18 protein-coding genes and 1 pseudogene are annotated in these 15,606 nt (G+C 64.8%); 10 read left to right on the top strand and 9 right to left on the bottom strand.

Annotated features, from left to right (window positions below; genetic code table 11):
• Window positions 1-326: 326 nt before the first annotated feature.
• Genes YO9_RS0107100 through YO9_RS0107085 form a run of 4 tightly spaced genes read right to left on the bottom strand, consistent with a single transcriptional unit; the run spans window position 327 to window position 3,370 of the window.
• A complete protein-coding gene (locus YO9_RS0107100) occupies window positions 327-641 on the bottom strand; it encodes an AzlD domain-containing protein (RefSeq protein WP_016996847.1) in 315 nt (104 codons plus the stop codon).
• Window positions 638-1,375, bottom strand: a complete 738-nt coding sequence (locus YO9_RS0107095) for an AzlC family ABC transporter permease (protein WP_016996846.1) — start codon at window positions 1,373-1,375, stop codon at window positions 638-640. Before YO9_RS0107095 ends, YO9_RS0107100 begins: the two co-directional genes overlap by 4 nt.
• Window positions 1,372-2,805: a glycoside hydrolase family 15 protein gene (locus YO9_RS0107090; RefSeq protein ID WP_223286245.1), complete on the bottom strand. Its 1,434-nt coding sequence runs from the start codon at window positions 2,803-2,805 to the stop codon at window positions 1,372-1,374. Before YO9_RS0107090 ends, YO9_RS0107095 begins: the two co-directional genes overlap by 4 nt.
• Window positions 2,699-3,370, bottom strand: a complete 672-nt coding sequence (locus tag YO9_RS0107085; RefSeq protein WP_031272835.1) for a trehalase-like domain-containing protein — start codon at window positions 3,368-3,370, stop codon at window positions 2,699-2,701. The genes YO9_RS0107090 and YO9_RS0107085 overlap by 107 nt, the downstream gene beginning before the upstream one ends.
• 229 nt (window positions 3,371-3,599) lie before the next feature.
• Here YO9_RS0107085 and YO9_RS0107080 point away from each other — a divergent pair, with 229 nt between their 5' ends.
• From YO9_RS0107080 to YO9_RS0107060, 5 genes and pseudogenes are all read left to right on the top strand, one after another.
• Window positions 3,600-5,276: a cholesterol oxidase substrate-binding domain-containing protein gene (locus tag YO9_RS0107080; RefSeq protein WP_031272834.1), complete on the top strand. Its 1,677-nt coding sequence runs from the start codon at window positions 3,600-3,602 to the stop codon at window positions 5,274-5,276.
• A 106-nt stretch (window positions 5,277-5,382) separates the two neighbouring features.
• Window positions 5,383-5,691, top strand: coding sequence for a hypothetical protein (locus YO9_RS0107075; RefSeq protein WP_016996844.1), 309 nt, complete (start codon window positions 5,383-5,385; stop codon window positions 5,689-5,691).
• A 116-nt stretch (window positions 5,692-5,807) separates the two neighbouring features.
• Window positions 5,808-6,125 carry a metal-sensitive transcriptional regulator gene (locus YO9_RS0107070; RefSeq protein ID WP_016996843.1) on the top strand — a complete coding sequence of 106 codons (318 nt, stop codon included), beginning with the start codon at window positions 5,808-5,810 and terminating at the stop codon, window positions 6,123-6,125.
• Between the two features lie 29 nt (window positions 6,126-6,154).
• Window positions 6,155-6,364: a heavy-metal-associated domain-containing protein gene (locus YO9_RS0107065; RefSeq protein ID WP_016996842.1), complete on the top strand. Its 210-nt coding sequence runs from the start codon at window positions 6,155-6,157 to the stop codon at window positions 6,362-6,364.
• 76 nt (window positions 6,365-6,440) lie between these two features.
• A pseudogene (locus tag YO9_RS0107060) lies at window positions 6,441-8,851 on the top strand (heavy metal translocating P-type ATPase).
• A gap of 82 nt (window positions 8,852-8,933) precedes the next feature.
• On the opposite strand, the gene YO9_RS0107055 reads toward YO9_RS0107060, so the two are convergent.
• Genes YO9_RS0107055 through YO9_RS17415 form a run of 3 tightly spaced genes read right to left on the bottom strand, consistent with a single transcriptional unit; the run spans window position 8,934 to window position 10,086 of the window.
• Window positions 8,934-9,386, bottom strand: a complete 453-nt coding sequence (locus YO9_RS0107055; protein WP_016996841.1) for a hypothetical protein — start codon at window positions 9,384-9,386, stop codon at window positions 8,934-8,936.
• Between the two features lie 47 nt (window positions 9,387-9,433).
• Window positions 9,434-9,631 carry a hypothetical protein gene (locus YO9_RS17420; protein WP_223286244.1) on the bottom strand — a complete coding sequence of 66 codons (198 nt, stop codon included), beginning with the start codon at window positions 9,629-9,631 and terminating at the stop codon, window positions 9,434-9,436.
• Window positions 9,625-10,086 (bottom strand): hypothetical protein, encoded by a 462-nt coding sequence (locus tag YO9_RS17415; protein WP_223286243.1) that lies wholly within the window; start codon window positions 10,084-10,086, stop codon window positions 9,625-9,627. Before YO9_RS17415 ends, YO9_RS17420 begins: the two co-directional genes overlap by 7 nt.
• Window positions 10,087-10,139: 53 nt before the next feature.
• Here YO9_RS17415 and YO9_RS17410 point away from each other — a divergent pair, with 53 nt between their 5' ends.
• On the top strand, window positions 10,140-10,586 hold the full coding sequence (locus YO9_RS17410) for a hypothetical protein (protein ID WP_016996840.1): 447 nt from the start codon (window positions 10,140-10,142) through the stop codon (window positions 10,584-10,586).
• Between the two features lie 264 nt (window positions 10,587-10,850).
• Here the strand turns inward: YO9_RS17410 and YO9_RS17405 are convergent, their stop codons facing one another.
• Together YO9_RS17405 and YO9_RS17400 are read right to left on the bottom strand one after the other, a co-directional pair.
• A complete protein-coding gene (locus YO9_RS17405; protein ID WP_223286242.1) occupies window positions 10,851-11,420 on the bottom strand; it encodes an aminotransferase class I/II-fold pyridoxal phosphate-dependent enzyme in 570 nt (189 codons plus the stop codon).
• Window positions 11,402-12,094: a GntR family transcriptional regulator gene (locus tag YO9_RS17400; RefSeq protein WP_223286241.1), complete on the bottom strand. Its 693-nt coding sequence runs from the start codon at window positions 12,092-12,094 to the stop codon at window positions 11,402-11,404. Before YO9_RS17400 ends, YO9_RS17405 begins: the two co-directional genes overlap by 19 nt.
• Window positions 12,095-12,165: 71 nt before the next feature.
• Between YO9_RS17400 and pdxS the strand changes: the two genes are divergently transcribed.
• The 4 genes from pdxS to YO9_RS0107020 all read left to right on the top strand — a co-directional run bounded on the left by pdxS (window position 12,166) and on the right by YO9_RS0107020 (window position 15,561).
• On the top strand, window positions 12,166-13,104 hold the full coding sequence (pdxS, locus tag YO9_RS0107035; RefSeq protein ID WP_016996839.1) for a pyridoxal 5'-phosphate synthase lyase subunit PdxS: 939 nt from the start codon (window positions 12,166-12,168) through the stop codon (window positions 13,102-13,104).
• Window positions 13,101-13,715, top strand: a complete 615-nt coding sequence (pdxT, locus tag YO9_RS0107030) for a pyridoxal 5'-phosphate synthase glutaminase subunit PdxT (protein ID WP_016996838.1) — start codon at window positions 13,101-13,103, stop codon at window positions 13,713-13,715. The genes pdxS and pdxT overlap by 4 nt, the downstream gene beginning before the upstream one ends.
• A gap of 63 nt (window positions 13,716-13,778) precedes the next feature.
• The gene (locus tag YO9_RS17395; protein ID WP_223286240.1) at window positions 13,779-14,450 is read left to right on the top strand and encodes a hypothetical protein; all 672 of its coding nucleotides are present in this window, start codon (window positions 13,779-13,781) and stop codon (window positions 14,448-14,450) included.
• Window positions 14,451-14,499: 49 nt separating this feature from the next.
• Window positions 14,500-15,561, top strand: a complete 1,062-nt coding sequence (locus tag YO9_RS0107020) for an XRE family transcriptional regulator (protein ID WP_016996836.1) — start codon at window positions 14,500-14,502, stop codon at window positions 15,559-15,561.
• The last annotated feature ends 45 nt before the right edge of the window (window positions 15,562-15,606 follow it).

The raw sequence follows: 15,606 nt of genomic DNA, 5'->3' as shown, positions 1-15,606 counted from the left end.
AATGACCCATTGAATCCGCCCGGCGATTCCGTGCGGTTCCCTCCCCTCAGACTGCACCCGCCAGTTTCCTCACATCACACTCCCGCAGACCCTTCAACATGCACCTGTCAAGCGAACCTCTCACCCGAGGGACCGGCAGCGGCCCCCACGGACTCGGCAGGAAACGAGCTGGTCGGGAGATTTGAGGCGCGTTTGCGCCAGCGCTCATTTCTGAGCCGCACCCAAGCCACGGATCGCCCCCCGCAGTGGCTTGGGAATGCCTGGGCTCTAGGTACTGGTCTATGAGTGCCTCAGATTTCCACGGCACTCATTGCCGACGCCGCCGCTCACGCCGCCCAGCCTGCCCACCGCAACAGTGCCGCGGTCAGGGCTCCAAGGATCACCACCGCAAGGAACGGCGCGCGCAACCACAACGCGATGCCGGCCACGATCAATGCACCCACGCGGGCATCGAGGACCAGTGCGGTTCCGCTGGCAAAGGTGTTCATCACCACGAGTGACGCAAGCAGACCCGCGGTGACCAGCCCGGCCAGGCGAGGAACGAGCGGGTGGTCCAGAACGGCGTCGGGAACCAAGTACCCCACGAGCTTGGTGACGTACGCGATCGCGGCGGCACCCAGGACCCAGAACCACATGCTCATGAGCGTGCCTTCTTCCGTGCGGATCGCGCGCCGATCAGACCCCAGGTCAGTGCGACCACGGCGGCGACCAGTACCGGGATACCCGAGGGGACCAGCGGGATGCAGATGGCCGTGACCACCCCGCACACCACGGCAACGGCCAGGGGTTCGCGTTCGCGCAACCGCGGCCAGAGCAACCCCAGGAAGGCGGCAACGGCGGCGCCGTCGAGACCCCACTGCCCGGGATCACCCACCGCGTCACCCAGCAGTGCCCCGACTGCCGTGAACAGATTCCACAACAGGAATACACTCACGCCGGCCACCCAGAAGCCGCGCTTGCGCTCCAAGAAGGTGGGCTGCGCGGAGGCCGCGGCATTGGATTCGTCAATGGTGATCTGGGCGGCGATCAGCTTGCGCCAGGACTGCGGTCGCAGCAGCGCGTTCATGGTCATGCCGTACACGGTGTTGCGCACGCCCAGCAGCGAGGCAGCGCCCAGGGCCGCGGCTCCCCCACCGCCGCCGGAGAGCACACCGATGAACGCAAACTGCGATCCGCCCGTGAACATCAGCGCGGACAAGGCTTGCGTCTGCCAGAACGTCAGTCCCGCCGCGATCGAGAGGGCGCCGAAGGAGACGCCGTACAAGCCCGTGGCGATGCCCAGGGACAAACCCACGCGCACCGCGGGTGAAGAGCGCCAAGGAATAACCGGTTCTGCGTGATCGGAGCCGGCAGAAACGGCGGAAGAACCACTCACGATTGCGCGGAGCTCCTGCCCTGCATGACTTCCAGGGTGTCGAGCACGCGAATGAGGTTGAGGTGCGACTCAGAGTGCGGGAAGTTACCCGTGGCACGGCGTTCCGAGGTCGAGAACGTGGTGGGCAGTAGACCCAGCTCGTTGGCAGCTCCGAGCACGGTGTCCAGCAGTTTCACGGCCTCCTCCACGCGTTCGCAACGAGCCAGTTGGTCCGCGAGCTGGAGTGTTGCCGAGACCGACGGCGCGGCCTGACCCGCGAAACCGTCCTGACCGATCGAGGACGCGAACGCCTCGACGTCGTCCAAATCCGTGAGCTGAGGCAGGTTGCGGTAGCGGTGCAGCAGCCCGGAACGATCCGTGAGTTCCTTCTGGATCCGGGCCACCGTGCCCAACATGCGCTCATCGTCATATGCGACGAACCCGACCTTGGGCAGTTGCAACAACGAGGCGTCCACGGCAGTGGAACCGTAGTACTGCACGAACGATCCGACCTCCGGGTCGTAACCGTTGGTCCAGATCTCGTGGGCCAGCTGATCGCGGTGTTCTTCCCAAGTCTCCACGTCACCGGGCAAACCGTGAATGCGCACGGCATCCACACCGGCCTGCAGTGCGGCCCACATCATCACGCGCGTGTAGGTGTAGTGCTGCGGCTCGCCGCGCATCTCCCACACGCCCTGGTCCTTGTCCTCGTAGTTGGCCACCACGGCGCGCAACAAGCCCTGCTGCAACGGCCAGGACAGGTGGTCCTCCTGGACCCCGCGGCGTCGGAGGCGCTCGAAGACCACGAGCACGTGACCGGCAACGTCCGCCTGGTACTGCGAGCCGGCGGTGTTGCCCTCGCGCACCGGACGGGCGCGCTCGTAACCGGGCAGATCGACCAGCCGTTCGCGGCCCACCACGGAACCGTCCAGTCCGTAGACGTTGGAGGGGTGGTCCACATCCCCGGCGACGGCGCGCAGCAACCAGTTGCGCAGCTGCGCTGCCTCGCGGTCGTGCCCGTGGTCCAGCATGATTTCCAGTGCGAGGGCGGCATCACGGGGCCACGACAAGCGGTAGTCCCAGGTGCGGTCCCCGCCCAGCACCTCGGGCAGCGACGTGGTGTCCGCGGCGATCAGGCCGCCGGTCGCCTGGTGCATCATGCCGCGCACCACCAGCAGGCTGCGGCGGATGATGTCCTCGCGAGCGTCCTGGGTGACGGTCAGTTCCGCGGAGCGTTCCGCGTCCGTGGGGGCGCGCTTGGTCTGCTCCCGCTCAGCGAGCTTGGCCTCGGTCGCGGCCGGATCATAGAGCGCGGACCACTCCTGCCACAGGTTCAGCGTGCAGTCAGGTCTCGTTGACGTCCATCGCTTCCGGCGGCGTGCTGTGGGACGGGAACCACGTGAGCGAGAAGTCCTTGGTTTGGCCCGCCGCCACGGTGAACGTGCCGGCATGCCGACGCTTGGTACGGTCCTCGTCCGCCTCGGGCAGCGGATCGCCACGGAAGACGACGGCGTCCGGTCCGGCCATACCCACCAGCACACCTTCCGTGTGCTCACCGGATTCGTCGCTCTCCTCCACGTCAAAGCGGCTCAGCCACGGCACCGAAGCACCGAAGTTGAAGCGCAGGCGCACGTCCTGGAAGATCTCGACCTCACCGGTCAGGCCTTCCACGCGGCGAATCAGCGCGGTGCGAGAGGACAGCGGCATGAAGTCCGTGACACGCACGGTACCGGTCTCCGTGGTCCACACCGTGTGCAACACAAAGGTGTTCTCCGCGTAGAAGCGTTCCACAGCGGTGACGCCCGGGCGGTCGAGGTCGACCTCACCGTCATCGTCCACGGCGCACGCCGGCGCCAGCAGCCACCGGCCATTGTCCGGCGTGCCCAGCAGGGACGCGAACATCGCCGGGGAATCAAAACGGGGTGCACACCACCAGTCGACGGAGCCCGTGCGGGACACCAACGGGCCGCTGCGCATGTTGGACAGCAGCGCGTAATCCTCGATCCATGAAGCCATGGGTCCAGAATTTCATACTCGCGGGGTGGACTCATTCGGTCACGGTGATCTCGTGACAGCTTTCACTTTGGTGGGCGCCCACGCAGTTTGGGTGACAGACGTTCCGGATCGTTTGCGCACGTCGCGTTCCTCATGTGAGCGCTTTCCCGTGTCATCCCATCCAAATCGCTCGTAACTGGGGACACCACGGTGATTGTTCGTGAAATCTACGCCTTGGTACCCATGAGTCATGGGGATATCACGACGGGGACTTTTCAAGGCAGGAACAGCAGCGGCCGGGGGCGCGGTTCTGGTGGGCTACCAGTCGGCAGCCCACGCCACGGACGCCCCACCCCGTCTTCCACAGGGCATCAGACCCTATCGTGAGCTCTACAAGAACTGGGACGGCGCCATCGTGGCCGCCGAGCTCTGGTCCTACGACGTGCGCAATGCACAGGAAGTCGTGACCCTCGCCAACTGGGCCCACGCGAACGGGTGGACCATCCGCGCCCGCGGATACCGCCACAACTGGTCACCACTCACGGTCGCTGAAGGCACTCCCGCAACCGCCAAGGTTCTACTGCTCAACACCACCAAACACATGGATTCCTGCTACATGCACGGCACAACGGTGGTGGCTCAGGCCGGAATTTCCATGAACTCACTGGTGCGCCACATTGCCGACCGCAAGCGCGGATTCACCAACATGCCAGCACCGGGGGATGTGACCGTCGCGGGCGTGCTGGCCGTCAACGGTCATGGCACCGCACTTCCGGCCAGGGGTGAGAAGCGCCAGCAGGGTGCAACGTTCGGCTCTCTGTCCAACACGGTGCACGCACTCACGGCGGTCGTGTGGGACGAGGCCTCCGACCAATACACGCTCAAGACGTTCCAGCGCACCGATCCGGAGATCGGACCGTTCCTCACCTCCATGGGCCGGGCCTTCCTCACTGAGGTGCAGCTTCAGACCAACCCCATGGAGCACTACCGCTGCCGCACGTGGACGCACATCTCCGTCAGGGATCTGTTCGCGGCACCGGAGAAGGCGGGGCACTGGTCACTGTCCTCGATGATCGACCGCGTGGGTCGCGTGGGCCTGATCTGGTACACCTTCACCGACAAGCCGTGGATCCAGCAGTGGGAGGTGGCGCCGCGCAGATCCTTTGGTAGCCGCCCCACGATCACCCCGTACAACTTCCCGTTCGCGGACCGCCTGCCCTCTCCCGTTCCAGAGCTACTGGGACAGGTCGTGGCCGGCAACCAACACCTTGCACCGGCCTTCAGCAAAGCCGTCTACGCGACCACCGCCACGAGCCTCACCACCACCCTCGCCCGGGACATGTGGGGACCGGCCCATCACTTTCAGCACTTCGTGAAACCCACCACGCTGCGCGTCTCCGCCGGTTCACACGTGTTCATCACCCGCCGCGACCAGCTGCAGCGCGTGGTGCACGAGTTCACGGAGTTCTTCTCCGCGAAGCTCAAGGAGTACCAGGACCGCGGGGAGTTCCCCATCAACTCGTGCATGGAACTGCGCATCACGGGCATCGACGATCCCGGCGAGGTGGATGTGGAAGGCGCCGTGGCGCCGTCGTTGTCCGGAATCGCACCGGTGCCCGGACGCCCCGAACTGGACACCGGCGTGTGGCTGGATGTTCTGACACTGCCCGGCACGCCCGGCCAGGAGAAGTTCTTCCAGGAACTCGAGCACTTCATCGGCCTGGAACTGACCCGCTACGGCGTGGCTCGCCCCGAATGGGCCAAGCGCTTTGCGCACACCGAGCGCGGTGCGTGGACGGACGAGTACCAGCTCAAGGAACTCATCCCGTCGCTCGTGCTCGGTTGGGATCACGCCAAGGCCACGTTCCACAAGTACGACCCGCACCGGATCTTCACGGCACCCCTGCACGACGCGATGGGGATCTAGCCGCCACAGACCTCCGCGGGTCCGTCACCCGCGAGGACACCCGCACCAACTCGACACAGGAGACAGACATGAAGAAGCACGTGACACGGTTGCCGCAGCCTCCACCTTGGCCGCCATTTCTTTCGCGGGTATGCCCGCCGCCAACGCCGCCGCACCCGCGGTGCAGTCCAACGTGAGCTACTCGGTTCCCACCTCGCCCAATCACGACCCGTCCCTGGCCGTGATTCCGTTCTGCAAGCCGTGGCTGCTGCCCTCTTGGCTGGCCGGCAACTTCGGTGATCACGGCAACGACATTTCCGCAGCGATCCGTTCCGGCAATATCGGCGGCCTGTTCCGCGCTATCCCGCAGTACGCCTTCAACGACGCCGCTTTCCACCTTCCCGCGACCTTCCGCACCTTTGGTGGTTGCTTCTAGGGAGTGACAAGGGTCGCGTCGACGATCCCGGAGCAGTTCCGAGCCCGTCCCGCATGTCCGCGGGGCGGGCTCTTTTACACCTTGCCATATACCCCTTGGGGGTATAAATTGAAGACATGAGCACCGAAGAATCAGCCACTCACGGGTACACCCAGGACAAAGCCGCGTACAGCCGGCGCCTCAAGCGTATCGAGGGTCAGGTGCGTGGCATCCAGCGCATGATCGATGAGGATACCTACTGCATTGACGTGCTCACCCAAATATCCGCCATCCAGTCCGCCCTCAAGTCAGTGAGCCTGGGGCTCATGGAGGAACACCTGGGTCACTGTGTGCGCCACGCGGTGGAGCACGCCCATGACACGGGTGACACGACCGAGATGGATACCAAGCTCGCTGAGGCCAACGCCGCCATCGCCCGCCTGGTCAAGAGCTAACCCAACCCCCAAGGACTAAGGAGTCTCCCATGAACACCACCATTACCGTCTCCGGCATGACCTGCGGCCACTGCGTTTCCTCCGTCAAGGAAGAGCTCGCCGAGGTCGACGGCGTGCAGTCCGTGTCCGTGGACCTCAACGCCGGCGGCGAATCTCCCGTGACCATTGAAAGCACCCGCGAGCTGACCTCCGAGGAGATCGCCGCAGCAGTCGAAGAAGCCGGTTACACAGTTGTCTAATCAATCCACCCAATCCCCCGTCACGGACAACCAGGTCCACGGCCCGCTGCGGGACTTGGACCTTCAAATCAGTGGGATGACCTGCGCCTCGTGCGTGGGCCGCATCGAGCGCAAGCTGCGCAAGATCGACGGCGTGGATCCCGCGGTCAACCTGGCCCTCGAATCCGCGTCCGTCAAGGTTCCGGAGAACATCTCGGACGAACAGATCGTCGACACCATCAAGAAGGCCGGTTACGGCGCGGAAATCACGGGCGGGGCCTCCTCTGCTTCGTCACACGAGGGTTCTGACAACACGAACGACGACGCCGCTGCCTCCCGTCCCAGCCGCGGCGACCGCACTGCACAGGTGGGTTCAACGACCGCGACGCATACGGGGGCCTCTGGTGCACCCAAGGCCTCCGAGGCTGCCGGGACGCCCGCAGCGGAAGGTGAGCGAGCGGCGTCGTCGGCCCCCGCAGAACGGGAGCTGGAACGCAACACCGATTCGGCAGACCCGGCCGCCGATATGTCCCCCGCGGACAAGCGCCGCCGGGATCTGGGGATCCGGCTGATCGTGGCCGCGATTTTCTCCGTGCCGGTGTTCATCATTTCGATGATTCCGGGCGCGCAGTTCCCGCACTGGGGCTGGGTCGTTGCCGCACTGACCCTGCCGGTCGTGACGTGGAGTGCGTGGCCGTTCCACAAGGCCACCGCTATCAACGCACGGCACTTCTCCTCCACCATGGACACCCTGGTGTCGATGGGTGTGGCTGCCGCCTACTTGTTCTCGCTGTGGCATCTGCTCGTGGATCCGGGGATGACCGCGCACGCGCACCCCGGTCAGGCCATGGACATGTCCAGCCATCAGCTGTACTTCGAATCCGCGGCCATCATCACCACGTTCCTGCTGCTCGGTCGCTGGCTCGAGGCCCGTGCGAAGGCTCGCTCCGGCGAGGCGCTCAAGGCGCTGCTGAACCTGGGCGCGCAACAGGCGACCGTGCTCGACGACGATGGAACCGAACGCTCCGTCCCCGTGGAGCAACTGAAGGTCGGTGACCGTTTCGTAGTCCGTCCTGGTGAGAAGATCGCCACGGACTCCGTGGTTGTGACCGGCGAATCCGCCGTGGACGCGTCCATGCTGACCGGCGAATCCATGCCCGTGGAGGTGAGCCCCGGTGACGAACTGACCGGCGCCACCGTGAACACCACCGGGCGACTGGTCGCTGAAGCCACTCGTGTGGGATCCGATACGGTGCTCGCCTCCATGGGTCGTACCGTGGCTCGCGCCCAGGCGACCAAGGCTCCCGTGGCGCGCCTGGCGGACAAGATCTCGGCCGTATTCGTGCCCGTGGTCATCGGCATTGCACTGCTGACCCTGGTGATCTGGCTGCTCGTCACCGGCAACGTGGATCAAGCCTTCGTCGCCGCGGTCTCCGTGCTGGTGATTGCGTGCCCGTGCGCCTGGGTCTGGCAACTCCCACCGCCCTGCTGACCGGCACGGGTCGCGGCGCTCAAATGGGCATCCTCATCACGTCCGCGGAGGTGCTCGAGGACTCCCGCAATGTGGACACCATCCTGCTGGACAAGACCGGCACCGTGACCCGCGGTGAGCTGGCCGTGTCCGCCGTGAACTCGGTGTCCCAGTGGTCCAAGGACCAGGTGCTGGACTTCGCCGCGGCGGTCGAGGATTACTCCGAGCACCCGATTGCCCGTGCCATTGCAGATGCATCGTCGCAGCGCTTCCAGGTGGCTCGTTTCGAATCCGCTCCCGGTGGCGGCGTGAAGGCATATGTCGCTGACGGCATGCAGTCCCGTTCCGTGGTGGTGGGTCGCGAACAGTGGTTGGCCAAGAACGGTATCCGGTTGTCGGAGACCGACCGTGAGGCCCTTGAGCACGCTCGCGCGGACGGTTTCACCACCATCCTGGTGGCCGTGGACGGCAACTTGGCCGGCCTGATCGACCTGCAGGACACCATCAAGGACGAGTCCGCCGGCGCGATTGCGCAGCTCAAGGAGCTGGGTCTGCGCCCGGTGCTGCTGACCGGTGACCACTCCGCCGTGGCACGTTCCGTGGCGGAACAGGTGGGCATTGCCCCGGAGGACGTCATTTCCGACGTCACCCCGGACGGCAAGGTTCAGGCCGTGACCGACCTGCAGAAGCAGGGTCGCGTGGTGGCCATGGTGGGCGACGGCGTCAATGATGCTCCCGCCCTCACCCAAGCCGATCTGGGCATCGCCATGGGCTCCGGTACGGACGCAGCCATGCAGGCCTCGGACATCACCGTGGTCCGCAGCGAATTGACCGCCATCCCCACCGCGATCAAGCTGTCACAGAAGACCCTGGGGACCATCAAGTCCAACCTGTTCTGGGCCTTCGCCTACAACGTGGTGGCCATCCCAGTGGCCGCACTGGGCTTCTTGAACCCCATGATCGCCGGCGGTGCCATGGCCTTCAGCTCCGTGTTCGTGGTGCTGAACTCTCTGCGGTTGAAGCGGTTCGGGCGGTAAATGCTGCTCGTCGGTAGAGCATGAATGAACGCCCTGGACTGTGATTCACAGTCCAGGGCGTTCTTCGTTGCTGAATTGCTGATCAGCGAGCGCTCGAGCCCGGTTCCTCGCCCTTGGTGTCGGGGCGTACGCGCTGACCGTACTGGGGTTCGCCGTTGCTCTTGGAGTCGGCGGCACCGGAAGTCTCGCGGGGTGACGCGGTCCCCGAACCCTCGCCACGCGCCTGCTCGGCCTGACGGCGGGCCTTGTTCTCTGCAAACAGCTTGGCGGAGGAACGGTTCACGCCGGTGCCCTGACCGAGTTCGGGGTCGTTGGGCTTCTCCAGAAGCATGAGCGTGGAGCACACGACCACGGACGCGATGAATGCGATGCCGGCGGCGATCAGGCCCAGCCCCACTCGTGCGGCGTTGTCGGTGCCGCCCGCGGCTGCTACCGAGACCACCACGAAGGCGACGACTGCCAGCACGGCTGAGATGACAAGGGGGCCCTTGATATCAGTCTTGCGACGGCCGTTGTGCTCGGTGCGCTGGGCCACGTGAATCCTCCTATGGAAACTTGCGAAAAATTGTTGAGATCGACTGATCAGTCTACGCCGTTTATCCGGTCACTATCAGGGAAGCCCGCGCGGTCCGCTGCGAGCGCATCGTGCCGCAAACTCAGGGCCGCAATGAACTGGGTAACGCCGATGATGATGGCCGCTCCACCCACAACGCCCAGCTCCGCCTTGGCGCCCAGGGTCTCCACGAGCATCATGCCCATACCCGCACCCACGGTCACCAAACCGCTGAGGGTCCAGTCCCTGCCGAGCGGGAAACTCTGGCGGAATCGCAGGCCCAGGCGAGTTCGAGAATGCCGCAGAGACCGAGCACCATGGTGGCCAGCAACACGAACAGCCAGTTCTGCGGTGCCATGATCGCGACAAGCGCGCCGCCCAGAATGTAGAGGATTCCCGCGAGCTGAGGGATGTTGGTCAGAGAGCCGAGGTCGACGTCCTCACGGCCCTTCATGCGGAAGTGCAGAAATAGCCACGCGCCACCGGTGCCGACCAGGAACAGGCCGAGGGCCCACGGTGCGGCGTTCTCGGTGGGTTCCTGCCAGAAGATCGTGACCGCGCCGAACACCAGCGCGACCAAGGCCCGGACCAGCGTGGGCACCCACAGATCGTGCCGCACATCCGTTCCGTTGCGATGACCGCCGGATGCTCCGCCGCGTGGGGACGGGATCTGCTGAGACACGCGAAAAACTCCTCATTGGCGGGGTGGGACCGGGCCAGTCTAGCCTTGGCCCCATGGAGCTCGCTCAAACCGAACCCCGTAAACCAACGGCCAAGCTTTTGCTGCTCTCCGGGGGCATATTCGTCGGCATGCTCATCCTTGTGGTGGGCACCTTGAGCGCGCTCGGCGTCTTGGTCTCCTTCGCGTGCGTAATCGTCGCAGCAATCGTGGCGCTGTCGAATATCAGCGTGGGCGAGAAGGCTGCACCCGCGAAGCTCGCCGCCGGGACGTGGGGTTTGGTCGCCATGTCGATCGGTGCGGTCGCGGGTCTCGCCAGCTTCTTCTTCGAAGCGGGAGCCCCACAAGCCTCCGGCTCCGCATGGGTGGCCGTGGTGGCGTGCCTGCAGATCGGGGTGGCGGTGCTCATCATGATTCCCTGCCTGGTGATGCGAGCCTCCGCCCGCCGAGCCATGGGCGACTACGGCGACGACACCATGACGCCCCCGCTGTACATGCCCTGACCGCACGGTCAGCTCCCGAGCACGTTTCGCAGCACTTGTAATCCTTTTTCCAGCTCGCGTCCGACGCCGTCAGCCCCAGCACCAGCCCCTCGCGCAGGTCTGCGCGCGGTTCGGCCGGTACGGCTTCTGCGGTATCTCTGGCGGGCGTCATCGTGCGCGTTTCAGCTCGGGACGCCGACGCCGCCCAGTACTCTCCCAGCCCGCTGACCAGGACCCCGCGTTGGGCCGCCCCCGCGACCGCCACAGCTTCTCTCGGCATCTCGATCACGGCGTGCGAACCACCGGCCATGGGCACCACGGCCACACCGGGAAGGTCCGCCAGCGTGTGGGCGATGAGCGAGCGGCGTCGGCGATAGCGCGGCGCATCCGAGCGGTGTGGCGCTGCAGGTGACCCGAGTCCATGAACCGAGCGATCGCTCGCTGAGCCACGGCCGAGACCGGTGATCCCAGTTCCGTGCGCAAGGTGTGCAACCTTGGAAGCAGGTCATCGGGTGCGACGAGGTGACCCACGCCCACGCCGTTGCCCAGCACCTTGGTGAAGCTGCCGAGGGTGACCACGCTGTCCCGATCGGTATCCAGGGCGGCGAGCGCGGGCAGGGGTTGGCCGGTGTAGCGAAGCTCGGAGTCGTAGTCGTCCTCGATGACCACAGCTCTGTGTTGCCGCGCCCACCGCAGCAGTTCCAGTCTGCGACTCACGGGCATGGTGCCACCCAACGGGTACTGATGTCCGGGCGTCACAACCACCGCATCCGGGGTCTCCGCGACATCCCACGTTCCGGTTCCCGCCCATTCTCCAGCGGGGAGGCTGGCCGGGTTCAGGCCGAACTCATCCACGGGAATCGGTATCGCGACGTGCCCGGAGGCTTCCACGACCCTGCGCAGGCGGAGTACCCGGGGTCCTCCACGGCCACGCGTAGACGGCGTCCGCGCAGTGCGCCCAGGACTCGCAACACCAGTTGGAGACCGTCGCGCGCACCTGCAGTGATGACGATGTCGTCCGGTTCTCTCACCACCCCTCGGTTCAATCGCAAGTAGTCGGCCAGGTGCTGCCGCAAGGACACGGCCCCCGCATCGGCACTTGCAGCATCTCGCCACGCCCCCCGCCAGGCCGGGGTATCGAGTTCCGCGATGACCGCTTTGCCGGGACGCAGGTCGATCCGACCCGTGCCTGAAACGCTACGTCGCGTGCGGGAGGAACGGGGCGGCGTCGTCGAAATGGGGAGTTCGCTCGCCGCGGGGACCACGCGAACGTCCGGCGCAATGCGCGTGGCTCCGCGGTCGGCGGTGAGATACCCCTCGCCCGCGAGGACGTCCCACGCCGTGACCACCGTGCCGCGCGAGATCCCCAGCCGCTCGGCCAACGCCCGCGACGACGGCAACGGGTCCCCCGCGCACAGGACTCCACGCGCGACCAGGTCACGGACTTGACCGACGAGTTGCTCGCCGAGCGAGACGCCCGAAGACCGGTCTACCGACAGCGGCACATCCACCGCGCGCGCATGCCGCATGTGTTCCTCCAAAGTGGACTACTGGAATTACTCAATTATGGATCTGTTACCGGGCCACTTTCGCGCGCACCATGGTCAACATGACTCACACCGTGCACTCTCCCGCTGACAACAAGACCCCCGTGACCGGATCCAAGCTAGTCAAGAGCGGGCTGGCCGACATGCTCAAGGGCGGCGTGATCATGGACGTGGTCACCGCCGAGCAGGCCAAAATCGCCGAAGATTCCGGCGCCGTTGCCGTGATGGCGCTCGAACGCGTGCCCGCGGATATCCGCGCCCAGGGTGGCGTGGCCCGCATGAGCGACCCGGACCTGATCGAGCAAATCATCGATACCGTATCCATTCCGGTGATGGCCAAGGCGCGCATCGGCCACTTCGTGGAGGCGCAGGTTCTGGAGCATCTGAAGGTGGACTACATCGACGAGTCCGAGGTGCTATCCCCCGCTGACTTCGTCAATCACATCGACAAGCACCGCTTCACCGTGCCGTTCGTGTGTGGTGCAACCAACCTGGGCGAGGCGCTACGCCGCATCACCGAGGGCGCCGCCATGATCCGTTCCAAGGGCGAGGCCGGCACCGGCGACGTCTCCGAGGCCACCCGCCACATCCGCACCATCCGCTCGCAAATCGCCGAACTGCAGGGCCTCTACAACGTCTCCCCGGACGCTCTCTACGTGAAGGCGAAGGAACTGTCCGCGCCGTACGAGCTGGTGGTCGAGGTGGCCCGCACCGGCAAACTGCCCGTGGTGCTGTTCACCGCCGGCGGCATTGCCACTCCCGCGGACGCCGCGATGATGATGCAGCTCGGCGCGGACGGCGTGTTCGTGGGCTCCGGCATCTTCAAATCCGGCAACCCGGCCGAGCGCGCCCGCGCCATCGTGGCCGCGACCGCCTACTACGACGATCCCGCCCGCATCGCCGAAGCCTCCCGCGGCCTGGGCGAAGCCATGGTCGGCATCAACGTGGCAGACCTGACCGCACCGCACCGCCTCGCGGAGCGCGGCTGGTGACCCAACCGGTCGTCGGTGTTCTCGCCCTCCAGGGCGGGGTGGCCGAGCACCTGGCGATGCTCGAGTCGCTGGGTGCCCGGGTCGTGCGTGTCCGGTCCGCTTCGGATCTCGTGGGCGACGACGGCGCTCCGGTCATCGACGCGCTCATCCTCCCCGGGGGTGAGTCCTCCACCATGGATCGACTGTGCAGGACGTTCGGGCTGTTCGATCCGTTGCGGGAAGTGATCGCAGCGGGGCTGCCGGTCCTGGGCACGTGTGCGGGGCTCATCATGCTGGCCTCCCAGATCGAAGATCCGGCGCCCGGCCAGCAATCTCTGGGCGTTCTGGATGTGACCGTGACCCGAAATGCCTTCGGTTCGCAGGTCGACTCAGCGGAGGTTTCGCTGAAGTGGGCGGGTTCCCGAGTTGCTGTCGTCCGCGCAGCGTTCATTCGCGCACCCGCTGTGACTCGAGTCGGTGGCGACGTTGAGGTGCTGGCTCGCTACCAGGACTCGGTGGTGGCGGTACGGCAGGGCAACATCCTGGCCATCAGCTTCCACCCCGAGCTCACCGGGGACACCACGGTGCATGAGGAGCTGCTGGGACTGGTTCGCTTGGAAGCCGCCATATAGGCGTTCCGGTTTTGTGCAATAATTTGAGGCACTTCATCGAGCATTCCCGAAGGGCCGACGACCATGAGCCAGCTTGCACCGCTTCCTCAGCCGCTTGTTATTTATCCCGATGATGCCGCCGAGTACCTAGAGCGTATGGGTCTCCGCGTCGCACAAATTGATGAAGCGATCGCAACGGGCGAGAACGCCTCGGGCAATACAAGTAGATATGCCCCCGTCATCGCAGCGGGCATCAATCGCTGGACCAATACCGTAGCGATGCTTCGGCAACGCCTCACTGAAGATGGGGACTGGACTCATACGGACCCTCAGAATCGACCAATTGCCGTTGATCCGACCGGGAAGTACCAGATCTCTGTAGCCGGCGGCAATAACGCGACCGGAAACCCCGACCCACTTGTAGTCCCCCAGGCCGCTCGCAGAAAGGGTCGAGCCACAGCCGACTCGGTAGACCGAAATCAACAAGTGCTTTTCGCACTGGGCGACTTGTCCAAGATCGACCAGCCCCTCAGTTCAAGCGAACAGCCGCCGTCGGGTGCATGGGTATTGCTTTATCACCGTGCCGAGGGAGAAATCCGTCGTGAACTTTCGCGCCCCTCGGGGTTCGACAGGCAACTTGGTCAGTTCACGGGCTGGGACGTCCGGGTGATCCTCGCGCCACTACAAGATGACACGGTGCTGGAACCGAACATCACAGACATTGGCGGGGGTGACGTTGACTTCAACATCGCCTGACGGGCTACTGAGTCCTGACCGCATCACGCTCGCCCGAATGCGAAGAGGGTTGACCAAGGTCGAGTTGGCGAACATCTTGGACGTCACCGAGCGCACGATCCACAAGTACGAAACTCGGGGAGCCCCGAGCAGCACTGCGCAACGACTATCCGCAGCCCTCGAATTCCCAACCGACTACTTCTCACGCCCCGGTGCACCCGGCGTTGAATCCCACGGTGTGAATTTTCGAGCTGGCCGATCCACTACCCGGAGCGAGCGAGACGCTGCGATCGCTGCAGGTGCCTCCGGCATGGAGGTCAACAACTGGGTCTCAAGTCATTTCGTGCTGCCCAATATTGATGTGCCTCAGCTCGGTGAAGAGACACCTCAATTGGCCGCCATCATGCTCCGTGAGGCATGGGGGCTAGGAACTAAGCCACTACCCAATTTGATTCAGCTCTGCGAATCCCGTGGCATCCGCGTATTCGGATTGCCACCCCTTGCCGAATCCGTCGATGCCTACTCGCGGTGGCACGGGGGCGTTCCTTACATGTTCCTGGCTCGGCGAAAGACTCCTGAGCGGACTCGATTCGACGTTGCCCACGAGCTCGGACACCTAGTCCTTCACAAGCACCGTGAGGTGGAAACCACGTCCCAGCAAGAAGACGAGGCCAACAGGTTCGCGTCAGAGTTCTTGATCCCCCGGGACAGTATCGCTGAGTACCTCCCGAGGAACCCCACTATCGACGATATTTTCAAGATCAAGAACGCGTTCAAGGTATCGGCCATGGCGTTGACCTACGCGGTCCATAAAGCTGGTCGGATGACGGACTGGATCTACCGCACAACGTGCAACAAGCTGGGTCAACTGGGTTATCGAACCGGGGAGCCCAACGGCATGGACCACTTTGAGCAATCCAAGGTCTTTCCACAGGTTTTCGCGTCCGAGAAGCACGGCCAGGTTGACGTGGATCGAATCGCTTCAGAACTCTCGCTGCCCGCGGATGATGTTCATGCGTTAACACTGGGGTCCCAGCTGCGAGAGGTCGGAGCGACGGCGCCAAGGGAGGGTCCTCAAGTCACTCCGCAGCCCGATCCATCGCCACGAAAGCACCTGCACCTGGTGCACTGACAAATTTGGCAGAGGTACGCACTGATTCCCCCATTGTCAGACTGG

Source organism: Kocuria atrinae C3-8, from assembly GCF_000286355.1.
Classification (GTDB): Bacteria; Actinomycetota; Actinomycetes; order Actinomycetales; family Micrococcaceae; genus Kocuria; species Kocuria atrinae_A.
This window is presented reverse-complemented; position numbering and strand designations above follow the sequence as displayed.

Coding starts and splice junctions, on each gene's coding strand:
- YO9_RS17410 (WP_016996840.1), top strand. CDS start 10,140: ATGGAGCTCGCTCAAACCGAACCCCGTAAACCAACGGCCAAGCTTTTG.
- pdxS (WP_016996839.1), top strand. CDS start 12,166: ATGGTCAACATGACTCACACCGTGCACTCTCCCGCTGACAACAAGACC.
- YO9_RS17400 (WP_223286241.1), bottom strand. CDS start 12,094: ATGCGGCATGCGCGCGCGGTGGATGTGCCGCTGTCGGTAGACCGGTCT.
- YO9_RS0107090 (WP_223286245.1), bottom strand. CDS start 2,805: ATGCCGGCACGTTCACCGTGGCGGCGGGCCAAACCAAGGACTTCTCGC.
- YO9_RS0107100 (WP_016996847.1), bottom strand. CDS start 641: ATGAGCATGTGGTTCTGGGTCCTGGGTGCCGCCGCGATCGCGTACGTC.
- YO9_RS0107080 (WP_031272834.1), top strand. CDS start 3,600: ATGGGGATATCACGACGGGGACTTTTCAAGGCAGGAACAGCAGCGGCC.
- YO9_RS0107070 (WP_016996843.1), top strand. CDS start 5,808: ATGAGCACCGAAGAATCAGCCACTCACGGGTACACCCAGGACAAAGCC.
- YO9_RS0107065 (WP_016996842.1), top strand. CDS start 6,155: ATGAACACCACCATTACCGTCTCCGGCATGACCTGCGGCCACTGCGTT.
- YO9_RS17395 (WP_223286240.1), top strand. CDS start 13,779: ATGAGCCAGCTTGCACCGCTTCCTCAGCCGCTTGTTATTTATCCCGAT.
- YO9_RS0107085 (WP_031272835.1), bottom strand. CDS start 3,370: ATGGCTTCATGGATCGAGGATTACGCGCTGCTGTCCAACATGCGCAGC.